The 16138-nt window shown below is 71.7% G+C and carries 19 protein-coding genes; 13 read left to right on the forward strand and 6 right to left on the reverse strand.

What is annotated here, in order from left to right; genetic code table 11:
* Positions 1–68 precede the first annotated feature (68 nt).
* The 4 genes from ACFU53_RS25850 to ACFU53_RS25865 all read left to right on the forward strand — a co-directional run bounded on the left by ACFU53_RS25850 (position 69) and on the right by ACFU53_RS25865 (position 4195).
* On the forward strand, positions 69–968 hold the full coding sequence (locus ACFU53_RS25850; RefSeq protein WP_383996905.1) for a hypothetical protein: 900 nt from the start codon (positions 69–71) through the stop codon (positions 966–968).
* A gap of 43 nt (positions 969–1011) precedes the next feature.
* Positions 1012–1941 (forward strand): hypothetical protein, encoded by a 930-nt coding sequence (locus tag ACFU53_RS25855; RefSeq protein ID WP_383996908.1) that lies wholly within the window; start codon positions 1012–1014, stop codon positions 1939–1941.
* 191 nt (positions 1942–2132) lie between these two features.
* Entirely contained in the window at positions 2133–3518 is a 1386-nt protein-coding gene (locus tag ACFU53_RS25860; RefSeq protein WP_383996911.1) for a serine hydrolase domain-containing protein, read from the forward strand.
* 83 nt (positions 3519–3601) lie between these two features.
* Positions 3602–4195 carry an exonuclease domain-containing protein gene (locus ACFU53_RS25865; RefSeq protein WP_383996914.1) on the forward strand — a complete coding sequence of 198 codons (594 nt, stop codon included), beginning with the start codon at positions 3602–3604 and terminating at the stop codon, positions 4193–4195.
* On the opposite strand, the gene ACFU53_RS25870 is transcribed toward ACFU53_RS25865, so the two are convergent.
* Complete coding sequence (locus tag ACFU53_RS25870; protein WP_383996917.1) at positions 4170–4706, reverse strand: HIT family protein; 537 nt, start codon at positions 4704–4706, stop codon at positions 4170–4172. The genes ACFU53_RS25865 and ACFU53_RS25870 overlap by 26 nt on opposite strands.
* 59 nt (positions 4707–4765) lie before the next feature.
* Between ACFU53_RS25870 and ACFU53_RS25875 the strand changes: the two genes are divergently transcribed.
* The gene (locus ACFU53_RS25875; RefSeq protein WP_383996920.1) at positions 4766–5179 is read left to right on the forward strand and encodes a VOC family protein; all 414 of its coding nucleotides are present in this window, start codon (positions 4766–4768) and stop codon (positions 5177–5179) included.
* A 116-nt stretch (positions 5180–5295) separates the two neighbouring features.
* Positions 5296–6750, forward strand: coding sequence for an argininosuccinate synthase (argG, locus tag ACFU53_RS25880; RefSeq protein ID WP_383996923.1), 1455 nt, complete (start codon positions 5296–5298; stop codon positions 6748–6750).
* A 220-nt stretch (positions 6751–6970) separates the two neighbouring features.
* Here the strand turns inward: argG and ACFU53_RS25885 are convergent, their stop codons facing one another.
* A complete protein-coding gene (locus tag ACFU53_RS25885; RefSeq protein ID WP_383996926.1) occupies positions 6971–7165 on the reverse strand; it encodes a hypothetical protein in 195 nt (64 codons plus the stop codon).
* Complete coding sequence (locus ACFU53_RS25890; protein WP_383996929.1) at positions 7162–7419, reverse strand: GntR family transcriptional regulator; 258 nt, start codon at positions 7417–7419, stop codon at positions 7162–7164. Before ACFU53_RS25890 ends, ACFU53_RS25885 begins: the two co-directional genes overlap by 4 nt.
* A 163-nt stretch (positions 7420–7582) precedes the next feature.
* Here ACFU53_RS25890 and ACFU53_RS25895 point away from each other — a divergent pair, with 163 nt between their 5' ends.
* Positions 7583–7855: a hypothetical protein gene (locus tag ACFU53_RS25895; protein WP_383996932.1), complete on the forward strand. Its 273-nt coding sequence runs from the start codon at positions 7583–7585 to the stop codon at positions 7853–7855.
* Positions 7855–8145, forward strand: a complete 291-nt coding sequence (locus ACFU53_RS25900) for a hypothetical protein (protein WP_383996935.1) — start codon at positions 7855–7857, stop codon at positions 8143–8145. The genes ACFU53_RS25895 and ACFU53_RS25900 overlap by 1 nt, the downstream gene beginning before the upstream one ends.
* 128 nt (positions 8146–8273) lie before the next feature.
* Here the strand turns inward: ACFU53_RS25900 and ACFU53_RS25905 are convergent, their stop codons facing one another.
* A complete protein-coding gene (locus ACFU53_RS25905; RefSeq protein WP_383996938.1) occupies positions 8274–8465 on the reverse strand; it encodes a hypothetical protein in 192 nt (63 codons plus the stop codon).
* Positions 8466–8783: 318 nt separating this feature from the next.
* On the opposite strand from ACFU53_RS25905, the gene ACFU53_RS25910 reads away from it, so the two are divergent.
* Both ACFU53_RS25910 and ACFU53_RS25915 read left to right on the forward strand, forming a co-directional pair.
* A complete protein-coding gene (locus ACFU53_RS25910) occupies positions 8784–10247 on the forward strand; it encodes a metallophosphoesterase (RefSeq protein WP_383996960.1) in 1464 nt (487 codons plus the stop codon).
* A gap of 74 nt (positions 10248–10321) precedes the next feature.
* Entirely contained in the window at positions 10322–10927 is a 606-nt protein-coding gene (locus ACFU53_RS25915; RefSeq protein ID WP_383996940.1) for a hypothetical protein, read from the forward strand.
* A gap of 64 nt (positions 10928–10991) precedes the next feature.
* On the opposite strand, the gene ACFU53_RS25920 is transcribed toward ACFU53_RS25915, so the two are convergent.
* A complete protein-coding gene (locus ACFU53_RS25920; protein ID WP_383996943.1) occupies positions 10992–11612 on the reverse strand; it encodes a TetR family transcriptional regulator in 621 nt (206 codons plus the stop codon).
* 116 nt (positions 11613–11728) lie between these two features.
* Here ACFU53_RS25920 and ACFU53_RS25925 point away from each other — a divergent pair, with 116 nt between their 5' ends.
* Together ACFU53_RS25925 and ACFU53_RS25930 are read left to right on the forward strand one after the other, a co-directional pair.
* On the forward strand, positions 11729–12481 hold the full coding sequence (locus ACFU53_RS25925) for an NADPH-dependent F420 reductase (RefSeq protein ID WP_383996945.1): 753 nt from the start codon (positions 11729–11731) through the stop codon (positions 12479–12481).
* 65 nt (positions 12482–12546) lie between these two features.
* Positions 12547–13320: a dienelactone hydrolase family protein gene (locus tag ACFU53_RS25930; protein ID WP_383996947.1), complete on the forward strand. Its 774-nt coding sequence runs from the start codon at positions 12547–12549 to the stop codon at positions 13318–13320.
* 104 nt (positions 13321–13424) lie between these two features.
* On the opposite strand, the gene ACFU53_RS25935 is transcribed toward ACFU53_RS25930, so the two are convergent.
* Positions 13425–14855, reverse strand: coding sequence for an alpha/beta hydrolase (locus tag ACFU53_RS25935; RefSeq protein ID WP_383996950.1), 1431 nt, complete (start codon positions 14853–14855; stop codon positions 13425–13427).
* Between the two features lie 203 nt (positions 14856–15058).
* Here ACFU53_RS25935 and ACFU53_RS25940 point away from each other — a divergent pair.
* Positions 15059–16138, forward strand: a 1080-nt coding sequence (locus ACFU53_RS25940; RefSeq protein ID WP_383996952.1) for a serine/threonine-protein kinase, incomplete at its 3' end; no start/stop codon positions are given.

A 16138-nucleotide genomic window follows, 5' to 3' on the forward strand; every position in this document is an offset into this window, starting at 1 on the left:
TGACGCCACCTGGGGGCCCGCCCTGGTGTCGCCCGGCCGCCGCCCCTCCTGCCGCTTACGGTGCCCCCATGGTGGCGGGTGTGGCGTGGGCGTTGTGTGCGGCGGTGTGCATGGGTACGGCGACGGTGCTGCAGGCGCTGGGCGCGCGACGGGCGGCGGCAGCGGAGGCGGCCGGGGGTGCGCGCGGCCGGGGGCGGACCGTGGTCGAGGTCCTGCGCGGCTGGCCCTTCCTTGCCGGGGCGGGCCTGGACACGCTCGGTTTCGCGGCGCAGGTGGTGGCCTTGCGGCTGGTGGCGTTGTTCCTGGTGGAGGCGGCGGTCGCCGCGTCGCTGGCGGTCACGGCGGTGGTCGGCACGGCCGTGCTGGGGCTGCGGTTGCGGCGGGCCGAGTGGGGTGCCGTGGCCGTCGTGTGCCTGGGGCTGGCGACGCTCGCGGTGGCCGCCGGGCGCGCGGGCGACGGACACGGGGACACCGGGCTGCGGGTGGCGGTGCTGGTCGCGTCGGTGCTGGTGGTGGCGGGCGGCTGGGTCGTGGGCGGCCGGCTGCGGCGGGGCCGGGCCGTCGTGCTGGGCGGGGCGGCGGGCCTGAGTTTCGGCCTCACCGCGATCGCCGTACGCCTGCTGCCGGACGCGACCGTCCCCGCCGTCCTGGCCCAGCCGTCCGCGTACGCCGTGGTCGTCTCCGGCCTCGGCGGCTATCTCCTCCTCGTCCAGGCCCTCCAGTCCGGCTCGGTGACGGCGGCCACGGCGGCGATGGTGATCTGCGAGACCGTCTGGCCGGGCGTGTTCGGGGTGGCGTGGCTCGGCGACGCGACGCGGGACGGGTACGGGTGGCTGGCCGTCGTCGGGTTCGTGGGCTGTGTGGGGGGCGGGGTGGCGTTGGCGCGGTTCGGGGAGGCGGGGGAGTCCGGGGACGCCGGGGGTTCCGGGAGGCAACCTCCGGGGCGGTCGGCGGCGACAGAGGGGTGAAGCAAGGGCACGTGAAATCCCGCCCCCACCAAGGGAGTTCACCATGCGCACCCCACACACCCATATCGCGAGACTGCTCACCGTGGTCACCGCCGTCCTGGCCGTGCTGCTCGCACCCGGCCTGACCACCCCGTCCGTCGCTCAGGCGGCGAACGACCGGTCCGCTCAGGCTCAGCAGACGGAAGCCCGGGCCGAGGCGGCGGTCACCGCCGCCGCGGCCGTCTGGAACCCGCCCTCGAACCTGGTCCAGCCTCTGGGCGAGGTCTGGAATCACGTCGAGTCCACGTACGGCAACCTGTACGGCTTCCGCAACTACGGCTGGGACCAGATCATGGCCAACCGCGGAAGCGTCAACTACTGCGTCCGCTGGGAGTCGGACCAGCCGGTCAGCACCGCCCTGCGCGACCAGATCCACGCCGCGCTGAAGAAGCAGTTCGGCAAGTGGATGGCGGCGATGGTCGACAACGGCGCCGGTCACAACGCCTGGCCGTACACCAACGTCCCCGTCAACATCGTCGGCTGGGCGGTGAAGAACCGCTCCACCCTCCAGTGGAGCGACAACTCCGTCGACATCTACACCAACATGCTGGACGGCGCCGGAGCCCCGCAGTGCGCTCCCGACTGCGGCCGCTTCTTCCACCAGGACGGCAACTACTCCCGCTGTCCCGGCGGCGCCGCCCGCCACTACGACCAGTCCCTCTGGCTCACCGAGGGCTTCGGCGGCGGCGCCGGCGGCGACTGGGGGCAGCGGATGGGCCGCTCCTACTTCACCGGCGCCCTCAACCAGGAGAACATCCACATCTACCTGCACGAGGTCGGCCACACCTTCGGCCTCGACGACTTCTACGACTGGACCCCGACCGGCCAGTGCTGCTTCCTGATGAAGGCCGGCAGCGCCACCCAGATCACCGAGTTCGACAAGTGGATGTTCCGCGACTTCTGGCGCCACATGAAGTCCCGCTACGGTTTCTGAAACTCACCCTTCACCGACGTTCGCGGGGCCATGACACATGTCATGGCCCCGCCGTGAAGATGATCGTCCACGAGAAGGATGTAGAGCGCACCGGTAGTTCGTGACAATCGCCTGACAGGGCCCGGGAGTTGACCGGCCGGGGCCATCGGAACGTCAGGCACGTCACGAACGTCAGAAACGAGGGACAAGCCGTGCGTATCAAACGTCTCGTCGGGACCGCTCTGGGCACCACACTCCTGCTCGTCACGGCGGCGCCGACCGTGTCGGCCGCGCCCGGAACCGCGACGACGGCCCCGGCACCCACCGGGCTGGACCGGGCCGAGCTGCGCGACACGCTCGACGCGATCCGCGAGGCCGGGATGTACGGCACGTACTCGTCGGTGCGTGACGGCCGGGAGCGCTGGACCGGCGCGTCCGGGCTGGCCGACGTGGACACGGGGCGCAAGGTCACGCCGAACATGCGGCACCGTATCGGCAGCATCAGCAAGACGTTCACGTCGGTGGCGATCATGCAGCAGGTGGAGCGGGGCCGGATCAGCCTCGACGCACCGGTCACGGACTACGTCCCCGAGCTGTTCGACGGGAGCGGCGCCGACCGGGAACGCGGCGACGCCATCACCGTACGCATGCTCCTCAACCACACCAGCCACATCGGCGACTACGTCCTCGGCGCCTTCCCCTCCCTCGCCCAGAACTCCACCACCAGCCTCGACGACGGTCGCTTCCGCTCGATCGGCCCCGAGGAACTGGTGCGGCTGGGCCTCGCCGCCGACGCCACCGGCAGCCCCGGCGCGCAGCCCGGCTCGTACTCCAACACCAACTACGTCGTCGCCGGCCTGATCCTGGAGAGGGTCACCGGCCAGAAGGCGTCGACGTACATCACCCGCAACGTCATCGACCGCGCCGGGCTGGACAACACCTCGTACCCGCGCACCCCGTACATCAAGGGCCCGCACGCCAAGATGTACGAGTCCTTCTACGGGCTCATCGACCCGCCCCGCGACTACAGCGTCTACGACATGTCCTGGGCCTACACCGCCGGTGCGATCGTCTCCACGACCGACGACCTCAACCGCTTCTACCGCAAGCTGCTCACCGGCGACCTCGTCAGCCGGGCGTCCCTCGCGGAGATGCAGCGCACGGTCCCGATGGAGGTCGCACCGGGCGCCGCCATCGACTACGGCCTCGGCATCTACACCCTCGACCTCCCCGGCTGCGGGCGTTTCTGGGGCCACGACGGCGGGGTCTTCGGCGCCGGCACCATCAGCCTCACCAGCGCGGACGGTAAGCGCCAGCTCTCCATGGGCTGGAACCTGATGAAGTACCAGCGCCTCAACGAGGACGGTACGGCCCTGGAGCCGAGCCCGATCGACGAGGCGATCAACGTCCATCTCGTCAAGGGGCTGTGCCCCACGCCGGACGAGGGGGAGGAGCCGGGCGCGGGTTCGGCGGAGGGCTCCGGGGCGGCGCTGAAGTCCGGGATCGCGGCGGCGGACGCCGGTCGGATCCTCCCGGACGGCCTGCTGGGCGTGGACCTGTCCACCGGGGGCCGACCGATGGCCCCGAACGGGTCCTGAACCCCCGGAAGTCCCTGAACTGAAGGCCGCTGGTGGGTAGAACGCTTTCGTAACCGCCCTCGCACCACAGGGAGAGTAGCGTTTTGCCCACCTTCGTCATCTTCGACCTGGAGTTCACGACCTGGCCGGGGGCCATGGAACAGGACTGGTCGGCTCCCGGCCAGTTGCGGGAGATCGTGCAGATCGGCGCGCTGCGGATGAGCGAGGAGTACTCCGTCGTCGAGGAGTACGAGACGCTGGTCCGGCCGGTGGTGAACCCGGGCCTCTCGCCGTTCTTCACCGACCTCACCGGCATCGACCAGCGGGCCGTCGACCTGGACGGCCTTCCACCCGCCCAGGCCCTGAGCGACTTTCTCGCCTTCTGTCAGGGCCAGTCCGTCCTCTCCTACGGCAACGACATGCTCGTCCTCGGCGAGAACATCGGCTGGGCCCGGGCCCGGGGCGAGGAGATCAAGCACAACGCCCTCACGCCCGGCTTCCTCAACATCCGCCCCTGGCTGAACGCCGTTGCCCCGGCCACGGCAGCCGCCAACTCGGGCCGGCTGTGGCAGGCGCTGGGCCTTCCCCGGCCCGCCCCGGGCGACGAACACTCGGCCCTCTTCGACTGCCACTCCATCGCGGCGGCGCTACGGCACCTGGCGGGGGCGGGGGTCACGTTGCCGACGGGTCTCCTCTGAGGGGTCCGGTCGGCTCGCGGGGCGGCGAGGGGTCCGGTCGGCTCGCGAGGCGGTCCAGCTCGTCGCCGATCGCCTCGCGCAGCTCGTCGTGGCGCGGCCCGAGCGCGTACCGGGCGTCGCTCCACCGCTCGCGGGGGTACAGCCATACCGGCCTGCCGACCAGCTCCGCCGGCTCCCACTCGTACCGGGGCCACACATGCGCGTGCAGAAACGGGTCCGTGTTCCCGAGGATCTCCAGATTGACCCGCCGGAACGCCGGATCCAGCCGCCCGCAGGCCCGCTCGACGGCCTCGCCCAGCCGGTCCATGTCGGCCAGAAACGCCTTCCGCTTCTCCCCCGGCAGCTCCGACAGCCGCCCCACTGCCGGGTCGTCCGCGAGCAGTACGCAGTACCCGGGCAGGAACTGCACGTCGCCGATCACCGCGAACCCTGCCGTGAGCCTCCGCAGCACCGTCGGGTTCCGGCTCCGAAGCGCGCTCCCGATCCGGTCGTTCCGCCAGTCCTCGGCCATGACCGGTGACTTTACAATCACTCTCCCACCGCCCAACTCGCAGTCATCCAGGAGCTGTTGTGTCCGACGAATCCGCACCCGCCGTCCGTGAACTCCGGCTGGTCGTCACGGCCGCCGACTACGACGCCGCGCTGCACTTCTACCGCGATGTGCTGGGTCTTCCCGAGCGGGCGGCGTTCTCGTCCGACGGCGGGCGGGTGTCGATCCTCGAAGCGGGCCGGGCGACGCTGGAGATCACCGATCCGAACCACGCGGCGTTCATCGACGACGTGGAGGTCGGCCGTCGCGTGGCCGGTCACATCCGGGTCGCCTTCCAGGTGGACGACTCGACCGCGACCACGGCGAAACTGGCGGCGGCCGGCGCCGAGGTGATCGCCGAACCGACCCGCACCCCCTGGAACTCACTCAACGCCCGCCTCGAAGCCCCCGGCGACCTGCAGCTGACCCTGTTCACCGAACTCGGCGACGCCTGACCGGGCGACGCCTGACCGGAGCGCACGGGGGTGTGTGAGGGCCGAGGACGTGTGACGTGAGGGCCGTCACCGGGACCGGCTTTGCATGATCATGCGTTGGCATGCATAATATTTCTATGTCCAAGGTCCTCACCTCTCTTCCGGCCGGCGAGCGCGTCGGCATCGCCTTCTCGGGCGGGCTCGACACCTCGGTCGCGGTCGCGTGGATGCGCGACAAGGGTGCCGTCCCGTGCACCTACACCGCCGACATCGGCCAGTACGACGAGCCCGACATCGCCTCGGTGCCCGGCCGCGCGAAGACCTACGGTGCCGAGATCGCGCGCCTGGTCGACTGCCGGGCCGCGCTGGTCGAGGAGGGCCTGGCCGCGCTGACCTGCGGCGCGTTCCACATCCGCTCCGGCGGGCGGGCGTACTTCAACACGACCCCCCTCGGCCGTGCCGTCACCGGCACGCTGCTGGTCCGGGCGATGCTGGAGGACGATGTCCAGATCTGGGGCGACGGCTCGACCTTCAAGGGCAACGACATCGAGCGGTTCTACCGCTACGGCCTGCTCGCCAACCCGCACCTGAGGATCTACAAGCCCTGGCTGGACGCCGACTTCGTCACCGAGCTCGGTGGCCGCAAGGAGATGTCCGAGTGGCTGGTCGCCCACCAGCTGCCCTACCGGGACTCGACGGAGAAGGCGTACTCCACCGACGCCAACATCTGGGGCGCCACCCACGAGGCCAAGACGCTGGAGCACCTGGACACCGGCGTCGAGACCGTCGAGCCGATCATGGGCGTCCGCTTCTGGGACCCCGAGGTCGAGATCGTCACCGAGGACGTGACGATCGGCTTCGACCAGGGCCGCCCGGTCACCATCAACGGCAAGGAGTTCGCCTCCGCCGTCGACCTGGTGATGGAGGCCAACGCCATCGGCGGCCGCCACGGCCTCGGCATGTCCGACCAGATCGAGAACCGCATCATCGAGGCCAAGAGCCGCGGCATCTACGAGGCCCCCGGCATGGCCCTCCTGCACGCCGCGTACGAGCGCCTCGTCAACGCCATCCACAACGAGGACACCCTCGCGCAGTACTACTCCGAGGGCCGTCGCCTCGGCCGGCTGATGTACGAGGGCCGCTGGCTGGACCCGCAGGCCCTGATGATCCGGGAGTCCCTGCAGCGCTGGGTCGGCACGGCCGTCACCGGTGAGGTCACCCTCCGGCTGCGGCGCGGCGAGGACTACTCGATCCTCGACACCACGGGCCCGGCGTTCAGCTACCACCCGGACAAGCTGTCCATGGAGCGCACCGAGGACTCGGCCTTCGGCCCGGTGGACCGGATCGGCCAGCTCACCATGCGCAACCTCGACATCGCCGACTCGCGCGCCAAGCTGGAGCAGTACGCCGGCCTCGGCCTGATCGGCACCGGCAGCCCCACCATCGGCGCCTCCCAGGCCGCCGCCACCGGGCTGATCGGCACCATGCCGGAGCTGCCGCAGGGCGGCGCCGAGGCCATCGCCTCCCGTGGCGAGGTCTCCGAGGAGGACGCGCTGCTGGACCGCGCGGCGATGGAGTCCGGCACGGACTGACACCGGTCCGCACCGGTTCACACCACGGAAAAGGCCGGCCCGACGCCCACCCGCGTCGAGCCGGCCTTGCGCTGTCTCTCGGAGAGATCAGGCATTCCCGTGCTCCCTCAACGCGTCGAGGATCCGGCCGGCCGTCAGCCGGATGTCGAACGAGGTGACGGAGGAGTAGGGGCTCTGTGCGAGGGTTTCTCGCCGAGCAGGCCAGCCTGGTCGGCTGTAGCTAGTCGTCCCCGTTGTTCCGGGGGCTGGAGTTCTTGTTCGCCTTGAGCACCAGCTGACTCACGACTTCGGTCGTCCTCGCCACGCCGCGTGCCCAGCCCGGAGCGTCGCCCCGCGCCGTCCAGTAGACGCAGACGCAGCCGCCGATGACGAGCAGGACGAGGGCGGACAGTATGAGTACGAGCACGGTGGTCATTCGCTCTCTGTGGGGGCCGTCGCCGGGGGGTTCTGGGCGACGAAGGAGCCGAGGCCGGGTTCGGTGTAGGTGAGGCCTTCCTTGCGCAGATTCTGGAGCACCTTCTGCGCGGTGGCGGTCGCGATTCCGAACTCGGCGATGATCTGCTGAACGGACGGCACCCGGGTGCGTGGCGGGTAGGTCCCGTCCTCGATCCGCTCGCGGATGACCTTGGCGACCTGCCGCCAGCGTGGAATGTCTGGTACGAACTGCATCACTACACCACCATGCCCATACTGAGGACACCAGTGCGATCCCTGATAGGCCCTAGTACACCACGGTCTACTGCCGCTACAGTGGGCACAGGAAACCCCCGCTACGGGTGCGAGCCGTCCGGGGGCATGGCCACCAACCGCGCAATCGACGGAGTTGATGACAGTGACCGACCTTATCGGTCGACTCCTCGCCTGGGTGAGCCTCGCGCTCAACCCCACCGGCGTCCACCGCCGCGTCGCCCGCCCCGGCGCGCATCCGCCTGCCCCGCTCGTACCCACCCTTCCGCCCCCGGTTCCCCACTCCACGCTGCCGGTCCACCGCAGCCCCTACGGCTTCCACGGCCGCCTCGATGGCGCCGCCACCGTCGCCGTACGCCCGTATGTCACCGCCATACCCGGGTCGTACTGGAGTCACGGGATGGAGGTGGCGGCCTGATGGCGGCGGCGGAGAGGGAAGAGGTGCGGCTGTTGCCGTGGGCCGGGGGCGAGGGGAAGCCTTGTTATCTCGTCACCGACGAGGAGGGCGGAGCGGTGTCCCGGCTGGCCGATGCCACGGAGGCCATCCAACTCGGCATGGGGGCGGAGCTTCTCGGCCATGCGCGCGAGGTGCTGCCCGACATGCCACGCGGTGAACTCCGTTTCCTGGCGGAGAGACTGACCGAGGCGCTCGGCGAGGCGCTTCGGGTCGCCGAGAGTCGTGGGCGGAGGCTTCGACAGCTCAACTGAAGGGCGGGCGGGCCCTATCGGCGTACCCGGTAGCGAGAACGTCGGGGGCTTCGGTGCGGCGGCCCTCGCCCATCTCGTACACACAGACCGGGCGCGCCGCCGAAACTCATCGCCGCGTGGGAGACCGCTCAGGCGCGCTGCCGCTGCCCCCGGCCGCTGCGCAGGAGGCTGACACCCGCGCCCAGCGAGACGACGCCCATGCCGACGGCCGTGGCAATGCCCTGCGCGCCGTCGACGACGAAGGGGGCGGCCGCGGCGACGGCGAGGTTGAACAGGAGCAGGAACCACAGGACGGGCTTCGAGCCGAGCAGGGCCTTCATGGGAATCTTCCTTCGCTGTCATGGCTGTCATCGCTGTCGTCAGTCATCGCTGTATGCGCCTGACCTGCGAGATCGGTCCGACCTCGTGACATCAACGATCCCGTTCGGCGGCCGGAGCCACGAGGGAGTGCCCTCCCGGAACAGGGGTGTAGCCTGCTACACCCTGGCTGTCAGGAGGGCGAGACGTGTGACTGAACACGACAGTGGTTCGTGGCCGCTCCGCCGTGACGCCTCCGGGGGTAAGGCCGGTGTCCGTGCTGCCGCCATCGGTACCACGGCCGCCGTTAACGGCCCGCGGGCACGGTCCTGAGCATGCGCATGCGCTGCTGCCTCTCCGCTCCCCTCGCCGCCCTGGCGGCGCTCCCCGCTCCCGGCGACCTCCTCCGCTCCGGCGCGCTCCTCACCCCCGCCGTACTCCGCTCCGCCCTCGCCGCGCGCAGCGAACGCCGTGTCCACCCCGACACGATGACGGCCCTCCACCTGGAACTGGTCACCCTCACCGAGACCAGCGCCGTCATCACCTGGTACACCGCCGTACCCGGCACCGACGACGGCTTCGGCCACCTGCTCCCCGCCGTCACCGAGGGCGAGGTCGTCTACGGCACCCACCCGGCCCACCTCAACCGCACCGCGGCGGAGGACCACCCCACCGCGCACCACTACGTGGAGCTCACGGACCTGGAACCGGGCCAGACGTACTACTACCAGGCCCGTTCGCGCGGCCGGGCCGCCGCACCGACCCCCCTGCACCTGGTCCGCGGCAACGCCGTGGGCACCTCCCTGCACGGCCTGGGCTCGTACGGAGGCCCGTACTCCTTCACCACCCCGCAGCCGCCCCCAGGCCGCCACCTGCTCTCCATCGCGCTCTGCAACGACCTGCACCTCGGCGAGACCACCGCCGGCCTGGTGGCCGGCGTACCGATGCTGCGCGGGGTCACGCAGCAACCCGGCCTCGACCCGTACCCGGAGATCATGAGCCGGGCCATGGTCGAGGAGGCCCAGCGGCGCGGGGCGAACCTGCTCCTCGCGGCCGGGGACATCTCGGCGGCGGGAGCGCTCCGTGACCTGGCCGAGGCCCGCCGCATCCTGGACGGATTCGGCACCCATGGACGGGACTACTTCGTCGTGCGCGGAAACCATGACCGCCCGCACCACCCCGACGACGCCTTCCGTGACGGATTCCTGGGCGGCGACGGGCCCGGCTACTTCGCCCGCGATCTGGGCGGGCTGCGCCTGATCGGCCTCGACACCTACGAGAAGGACGGCAACGGCGGCGACGCGGGCGGCCTCGGCGCCGGCCAGCTCTCTTGGTTCCAGGCCCAGTTGAGGGCGGACCGGGACCGGCCCACCATCGTCTTCGGCCACCATCCCCTCACCACGCGGGACTCCGTCTTCCCCATGGGCCGAGGCCAGCGCCTGGACCGCCGCCAGGCCCGTTCGATAGTCGACGCCTACGCGTCCGCTCCCGGCGTCTTCCTCCACCACGCCGGCCACACCCACCGCAACAAGCGCACCGTCCTGACCAGTGCCCCGCACGTCACGCAGCAGGAGGTCAGCGCGGTCAAGGACTACCCGGGCGGCTTCTGCCTCCTCCGCGTCCACACCGGCGGCTACGCCCTCAACTACTACAAGAACAGCAGCGTCCCGGCCCGCGCCTGGGTCGAACGCAGCCGCCGCACGGCGGGCGGCCTGTGGCCCCACCACGCCCTCGGCCGCTCGGTCACGGACCGTAACAGCATGCGGCGCCATGACCTGTCCGGCGTCGGAGCTCACGGGTCGTAGCCGGCAGGCTGCCGGACGGGAGTGTCAGTGGCGCTGTCGGTGGCGTTGTCGGTGGCGCGCAGTACGTTCCGGCCATGGGTATCTATCTGGTGAGCGTCGACGCGGAGGAATGGTTCTGTGCGGACGAGGACGAGCATGGGGACGAGGTCGGGCGAGGGCGCCTCGCCTCGGCGTTGAACGAGGAGTTGAGGCGGCGAGGGCTGCCGCCCTATGAGTCGGTGCCCGGGGAGACGGCCTTCGTCCGTGGCTCGGGGATGGCCTTCGAGGAGAAGCTGGTCCCGCCGATGGACGGGTTCGGCAGGCTGTGCGACGCCCATCTCACGCGCGAGGAGGCGGGATTCCTGTGCGGCTGGTCGTTGCTGGTGCCGTTCTCGCTGGAGGAGGAGATCTGGCTGGATGTCGAGTCCGGCTATACGGACTCGACCATGGTCGCCGGCGCTCCTGAGGTGCTGACGCTCGCGCAGCGGCTGGCGGCGGTCGTCCAGCTGCCGCCCGAGACTCCGGAGATGTGCGACAACCTCGACCTGACCACGTGGTTCCTGGACGGCAGGGCGAAGGACTTGGCGGCGACCCGACCGGGCCCGTGGGCCGACGACCTCGACACGGCCTTCTACGTCGCCGTGTATCTGCGAGCCGCCCAGCACTCGCTCCGCCGCGGCTGCCCGATCGTCTACACCTGACGTACGGGGACTGCCTGCCGGGTACGGGGACTGCCGGGTACGGGTACGGCCCCCGCCCCGGCCACTACGCCAGCGTCGCGAAGGCCTCGTCCAGGAGGGCTACCAGGTCGAGGTCGCCGTCGGAGGCGGTCCAGTGGTCGAGGGCGATGTTGAGGCAGTCGAGGGCGGCGGCGGCCCGTACGGTCTCGGCGAGGGCCGGGGGCCCCGAGGAGCCGTGGCGTTCGGCGAGGGCCTGGGCCAGCGTGGGCCGCCACCCCTGCTGCTTCTCCAGCTGGCGTGCGCAGAGCGCGGGAGTGTCCCGGACGAGCTGGGCGGTGGCGAGGGAACCGGCCGGGTCCTGGTGGTACCGCTGGATGACCGTGTCCAGCGCCCGCCGCAGCGCCGTCCAGTCGTCCTCGTCGGCGGGGCGGGCGCGCAGTGCGTCGGCGACCCAGCCGCCGTGCGCGTCGAAGGCGCCGAGCACGGCGTCCTCCTTGGTGCCGAAGTAGCGCAGGAGCGTGCTCCGGGACACCCCGGCGGCCGACGCCAGATCGTCGAGCGTCACCTTGTCGAAGCCGTCGCGAAGAAACAACTCGAAGGCCACCTGGGCGAGTTCGGCCCGTACGGCGGCCCGTGCGATGTCCCTGGTGTTCGTCCGCGCGGTCTCCCCCGAGCCCGTGGGTGCCGCTCCGCTCACTCCGCTCACCCCGTGATGCTACCTCCCGGACGACCCTGGCTTGCAGGTGTGGGACTCAGTAGCTAGCATGACACTCAGTTTCACCTATGGAATCCACTCTCACTTAAGACCGGAGACCCGGCGCCATGACCAAAACCCTCGGACTCATCGGCAGCGGAATGATCGGCGGGGCGCTGGCCCGGCTGGCCGTCGCCGCCGGCCTGGACGTCGTCCTGAGCAACTCGCGCGGTCCCGAGACCCTCGCCGACCTGGTCGGCGAACTCGGTGACCGCGCCCGCGCCGCCACCCCCGCCGAGGCCGCCCGGGCCGGCGACCTGGTCGTGGCGACGATCCCGCTGCACGCCTACGCACGGCTCTCCGCCGCCGACCTGGCCGGCAGGACCGTGATCGACACCATGAACCACTACCCGGAGCGCGACGGCCGCCTCGCCGGGCTGGACGGGGCCGAGCTGACCACCAGCGCCCTGGTGCAGCGGCACCTGGCCGACTCGTACGTGGTCAAGGCGTTCAACAACATCGACTTCCGGCGGCTGTTCACCAGCGCGCGGCCCGCCGGGGCCGCCGACCGCAGCGCCCTGCCGATCGCGGGCGACCACGCGACCGCCAAGGAGGAGGTGACCCGCCTGCTCGACGCCCTCGGCTACGACGCGGTCGACATCGGCCCCCTCGCCGACAGCTGGCGCAGCGAGCCGGGCACACCGGTCTACGTCCAGCCGTACATGGCGGAGCGTCCGGCCGGGCTCGGTCAGGAGGAGGCGGGGCGCTGGTTCTTCGAGACCCCGGGGGTCCCGGTCCCGGCCGCCCGGGTGAGGGAACTGACCGACTCGGCCGTCCGGGGAGACGCGGGCGGCTCCCGCATGGCCCTCTCCGGGGACTGAGCCGCAGCCCTCCCTTCATCCCCTACGGCCTCGTCAACTCCCCCCGCGCACAAGGAAAAGAGTCCATGACCTCCTCCACGCCCCCCACCTCCGTACACACCTCCCCGACAGACATCCCCACCCCCGACGGGACCGTCGACGCGCATGTCTTCCACCCGGCCGACGGCGGGCCGCACCCCGCCGTCCTCCTCTACATGGACGCGTTCGGGGTGCGCCGGCATCTGAAGGGGATGGCGGAGCGGCTGGCGGCGGCCGGTCATGTCGTGCTGCTGCCGAACGTGATGTACCGCAGTGGACGGGCGCCCCTGGTGGAGCTGCCGAAGTTCATCAACCCGGCGGAGCGGCCGGAGCTCATCGATCAGATCCGTCCGGCGATGCGGGGGCTGACACCGGAGGCGGCGATGCGGGACGCCGGGGTCTATCTGGACTGGCTGGCGGCCTCGCCCCTGACGAACGGCGGCCGGGTCGGCATCACCGGCTACTGCATGGGCGCGGGGTTGGCGCTGCGGACGGCCGGGACGTACCCGGAGCGGGTGGCCGCGGCGGCCGGGTTCCACGGCGCGCACCTCGCGACCGACGCGCCGGACAGCCCCCATCTCCTCGCCGACCGCGTCACCGCCGAGCTGTACTTCGGGCACGCCGACAACGACTCCACCAACCCCGCCGAGCAGATCGACCGCCTCGACAAGAGCCTCACCGCCGCGGGCGTCCGCCACCGCGGCGAGGTCTACGCGGGCGCCCACCACGGCTTCACCCAGGCCGACACGGCCATGCACAGCCCCGAGGCGACGGAACGCCACTGGGCCGCGCTGCTGGACCTGCTGGCGCGCAACCTCTGAGACGGGTGAATCTCTGGGACGGGTGAACCTCTGGGACGGGTGACGCCTGCGGGGCCGTGCGGTACGGCCCCGCAGGAATCGTCCACCGGGTCACCGCGCCCCGGTCACCCCGCCGTCCCCACCCTCCCCAGGAACTCCGCCAGTGAGCGCGTCGCCGTGTTGTGGGCCGTGGCGGCGAAGAGGGGGTCGAGGTGGTTCATGCCCTCGTCGGACTCGTAGGCGGCGTAGGGGATGCGGGACTCGGCGACGACGCGGCGGGCGCTCTCCACGACGGTGCCCTTGGAGTAGCTGGTCTGGAAGGCGTAGAGGGGTATGTCGAGCCCCGGGGCGTGGCGCAGGCGCAGCCCGAGGGAACGGGCGAGGTCGGTGTCGGCGTAGACGTCACTGACATCGAGGTCCACGGAGAGCCGGGCGGGCCAGTACCACTCCCACACGCCGGGCACGGGCCCCGCGTACGCCTCCGCGACGCGCCCGATCGGCGTGATCCCGTCATCGACCCACCCCCGTACGCCACCGGCGTCGGCGTCGGCCGCGAGGTGCCCGGAGTGGACGCTGATGTCGTTCGGCCAGCCGAAGCCGGCGTCGACGAAGGTACCGAGCAGCGCGGCGTTCGTCACCGGGAACGGCACCCGCAGCGCCTCGGGCACCCGGTCCTGCAGTACGGACCGCCCCTCGGGGTCGTGATGGGCGTACCACCCGGCGAGCTGGTACCAGATCTGCGTGCTCTCCGCCCGGCTGCCCAGTCCGACCCCGCTGAGCGTCATGTCGAAGACCCGGCCGCCGGCGATCGCCGCGAGCCGCTCCCGCACCTCTTCCGGCGAGTCCTGCACGGGCGCCCCGGTCCCCTCGAACGCCCCGCGCACGCCCCCGTCGAGGACCGCCAGCCCCACGAGATCCCGGTACCCGGCCCGCCCGCCGAAGTCCCAGGCCGCGTACGCCAACGCGCTGGTCGCACCCCAGGAATGTCCCCCGAGCACGACCCGCCGCCGACCGCCTGCGCGAGCGGCGAGCACGACACACCGCAGGTCGTCGAGGGTCCGCTCCAGCCCCCACTGCCCGAAGTACCCGGCGGTGGCGGGCTCCACGGCCCGATACCGCCCGTCGAGGTAGTACCCGACGGGATCCCCGCCCCCGCCCCCGCCCCCGTCCCCGAATCCGCCCTGGAACCCGCTCCGGTCGGCCAGGTTCTCCTCCCGCCGGTCGACGGCCCACACCTGAACGCCCGGCACCCGCGCGACCAGATCCCGAGCCATCAGCCGAAAGTCATTGGCCGCCCCGAACATCCCGGGCACCAGCACCAGGACGGTGTCCGCGTCCCGGGGGCCGGCCTTGAGCACGTGAACCCGATCGGTCCCGGCAGGGCCCCCGCCCGGCCCCACGGGAATGCCGACGTAGGGATCCACGCCCGTCCCGGCCTCGGTGGTGCGGCCGGACTCCCGCGTGGCCGCCCGCGCGGTCCCGGCCGCACCACCGGCCAGGACCAGCCCGCCGGCGAGTCCGCCCAGTACTGATCTGCGCGACGGAGGGTTCGTCATCTTCGCTCGTCTCCTTGGGAGTTGGGGGTGCGGGACACGGTAGAACCCGGACCTCCGCCCGGCCGCACGGGGTGTGCCCGTGGGCGGGGCGGGGAAGGCTCCCGCATCACTCGTCGTGACCGGATCGTCACGGGATCGACGGGAACCGGGGGCGCCCCAGGGCAGTCCTGTCAGGGAGCCGAGGGACAGGGAGGGGCGGTGCCTTGGAACCGCTGACGTCGCAGGACCCGCGCAGGGTCGGCCGCTACCAGGTCCTCGCGCGGCTGGGCAGCGGCGGCATGGGCCGCGTCTATCTGGCCAGGTCGTACGAGAACCGGCAGGTCGCGCTGAAGGTCATCCGGCCCGACCTGGCCGAGGACCCCACCTTTCGCAGACGCTTCGAGCGGGAGGTCACCGCCTCCCGTGCGGTGCGGGGCCCGTTCACCGCCGAAGTCATCGACGCGGACTCCGACGGCTCCCCGCCCTGGCTGGCCACGGCCTACATTCCCGGCCCTTCGCTCCAGGAGGCCGTGCGGATCGGGGGAGCGCTGCCCGACGCGACCGTACGCGCCCTGGGGCTGGGCCTGGTCGAGGCGCTCGCCGCGATCCACACGGCGAACGTGGTGCACCGCGACCTCAAGCCGGGCAACGTGCTGCTCGCGCCCGACCGACCGCGCGTCATCGACTTCGGCATCTCCCGGGTCGCCGAGGCCAGTGCGCTGACCCACACCGGGACCGCCATGGGCTCGCCGGGATACATCCCCCCGGAGCAGATTCGTGGGGAGCAGGAGGTCGGGTCGGCCGCCGACGTCTTCGCGCTCGGCGCGGTCCTCGCCTTCGCGTCCACCGGCAGCGGGCCGTTCGGCGAGGGCACGGTGGAGACGCTGCTGTATCGCATCCTCCATGAGGAGCCGTATCTCGACACCGTGCCCAGCCTGTTGCTCGATGCCGTCACCGCCTGTCTGAAGAAGGAGGCGGCACGGCGGCCGTCGCTGCGCGAGGTCGCGGCGATGCTCGGCACCGGGGAACGCACGATCGAACTGTTCGGGCCCGGCTGGATGCCGCCGCTGACAAGTCCCCTACTCGACCCGCGGGGCATCCTCGTGCACACCACGGGCGGCCCCGACCCGACGCCCGCCGCCCCGGAGGCCCCGGAGTACCACTGGCCGGAGCCCGCCGGAGCGGGCCCGCACAGCGTCGCGACGTGGGAGGCCGTTCCCCCCGCGCCGGAGCCGGCCCCGGCCGTAACCGGGCCCACCCGGCGGCGGCTGATCCTGGCCGCCGCCGGCGCCACCGCCTCCGCC

The sequence above is a fragment of the Streptomyces sp. NPDC057474 genome (assembly GCF_042802555.1).
Lineage (GTDB): Bacteria > Actinomycetota > Actinomycetes > Streptomycetales > Streptomycetaceae > Streptomyces.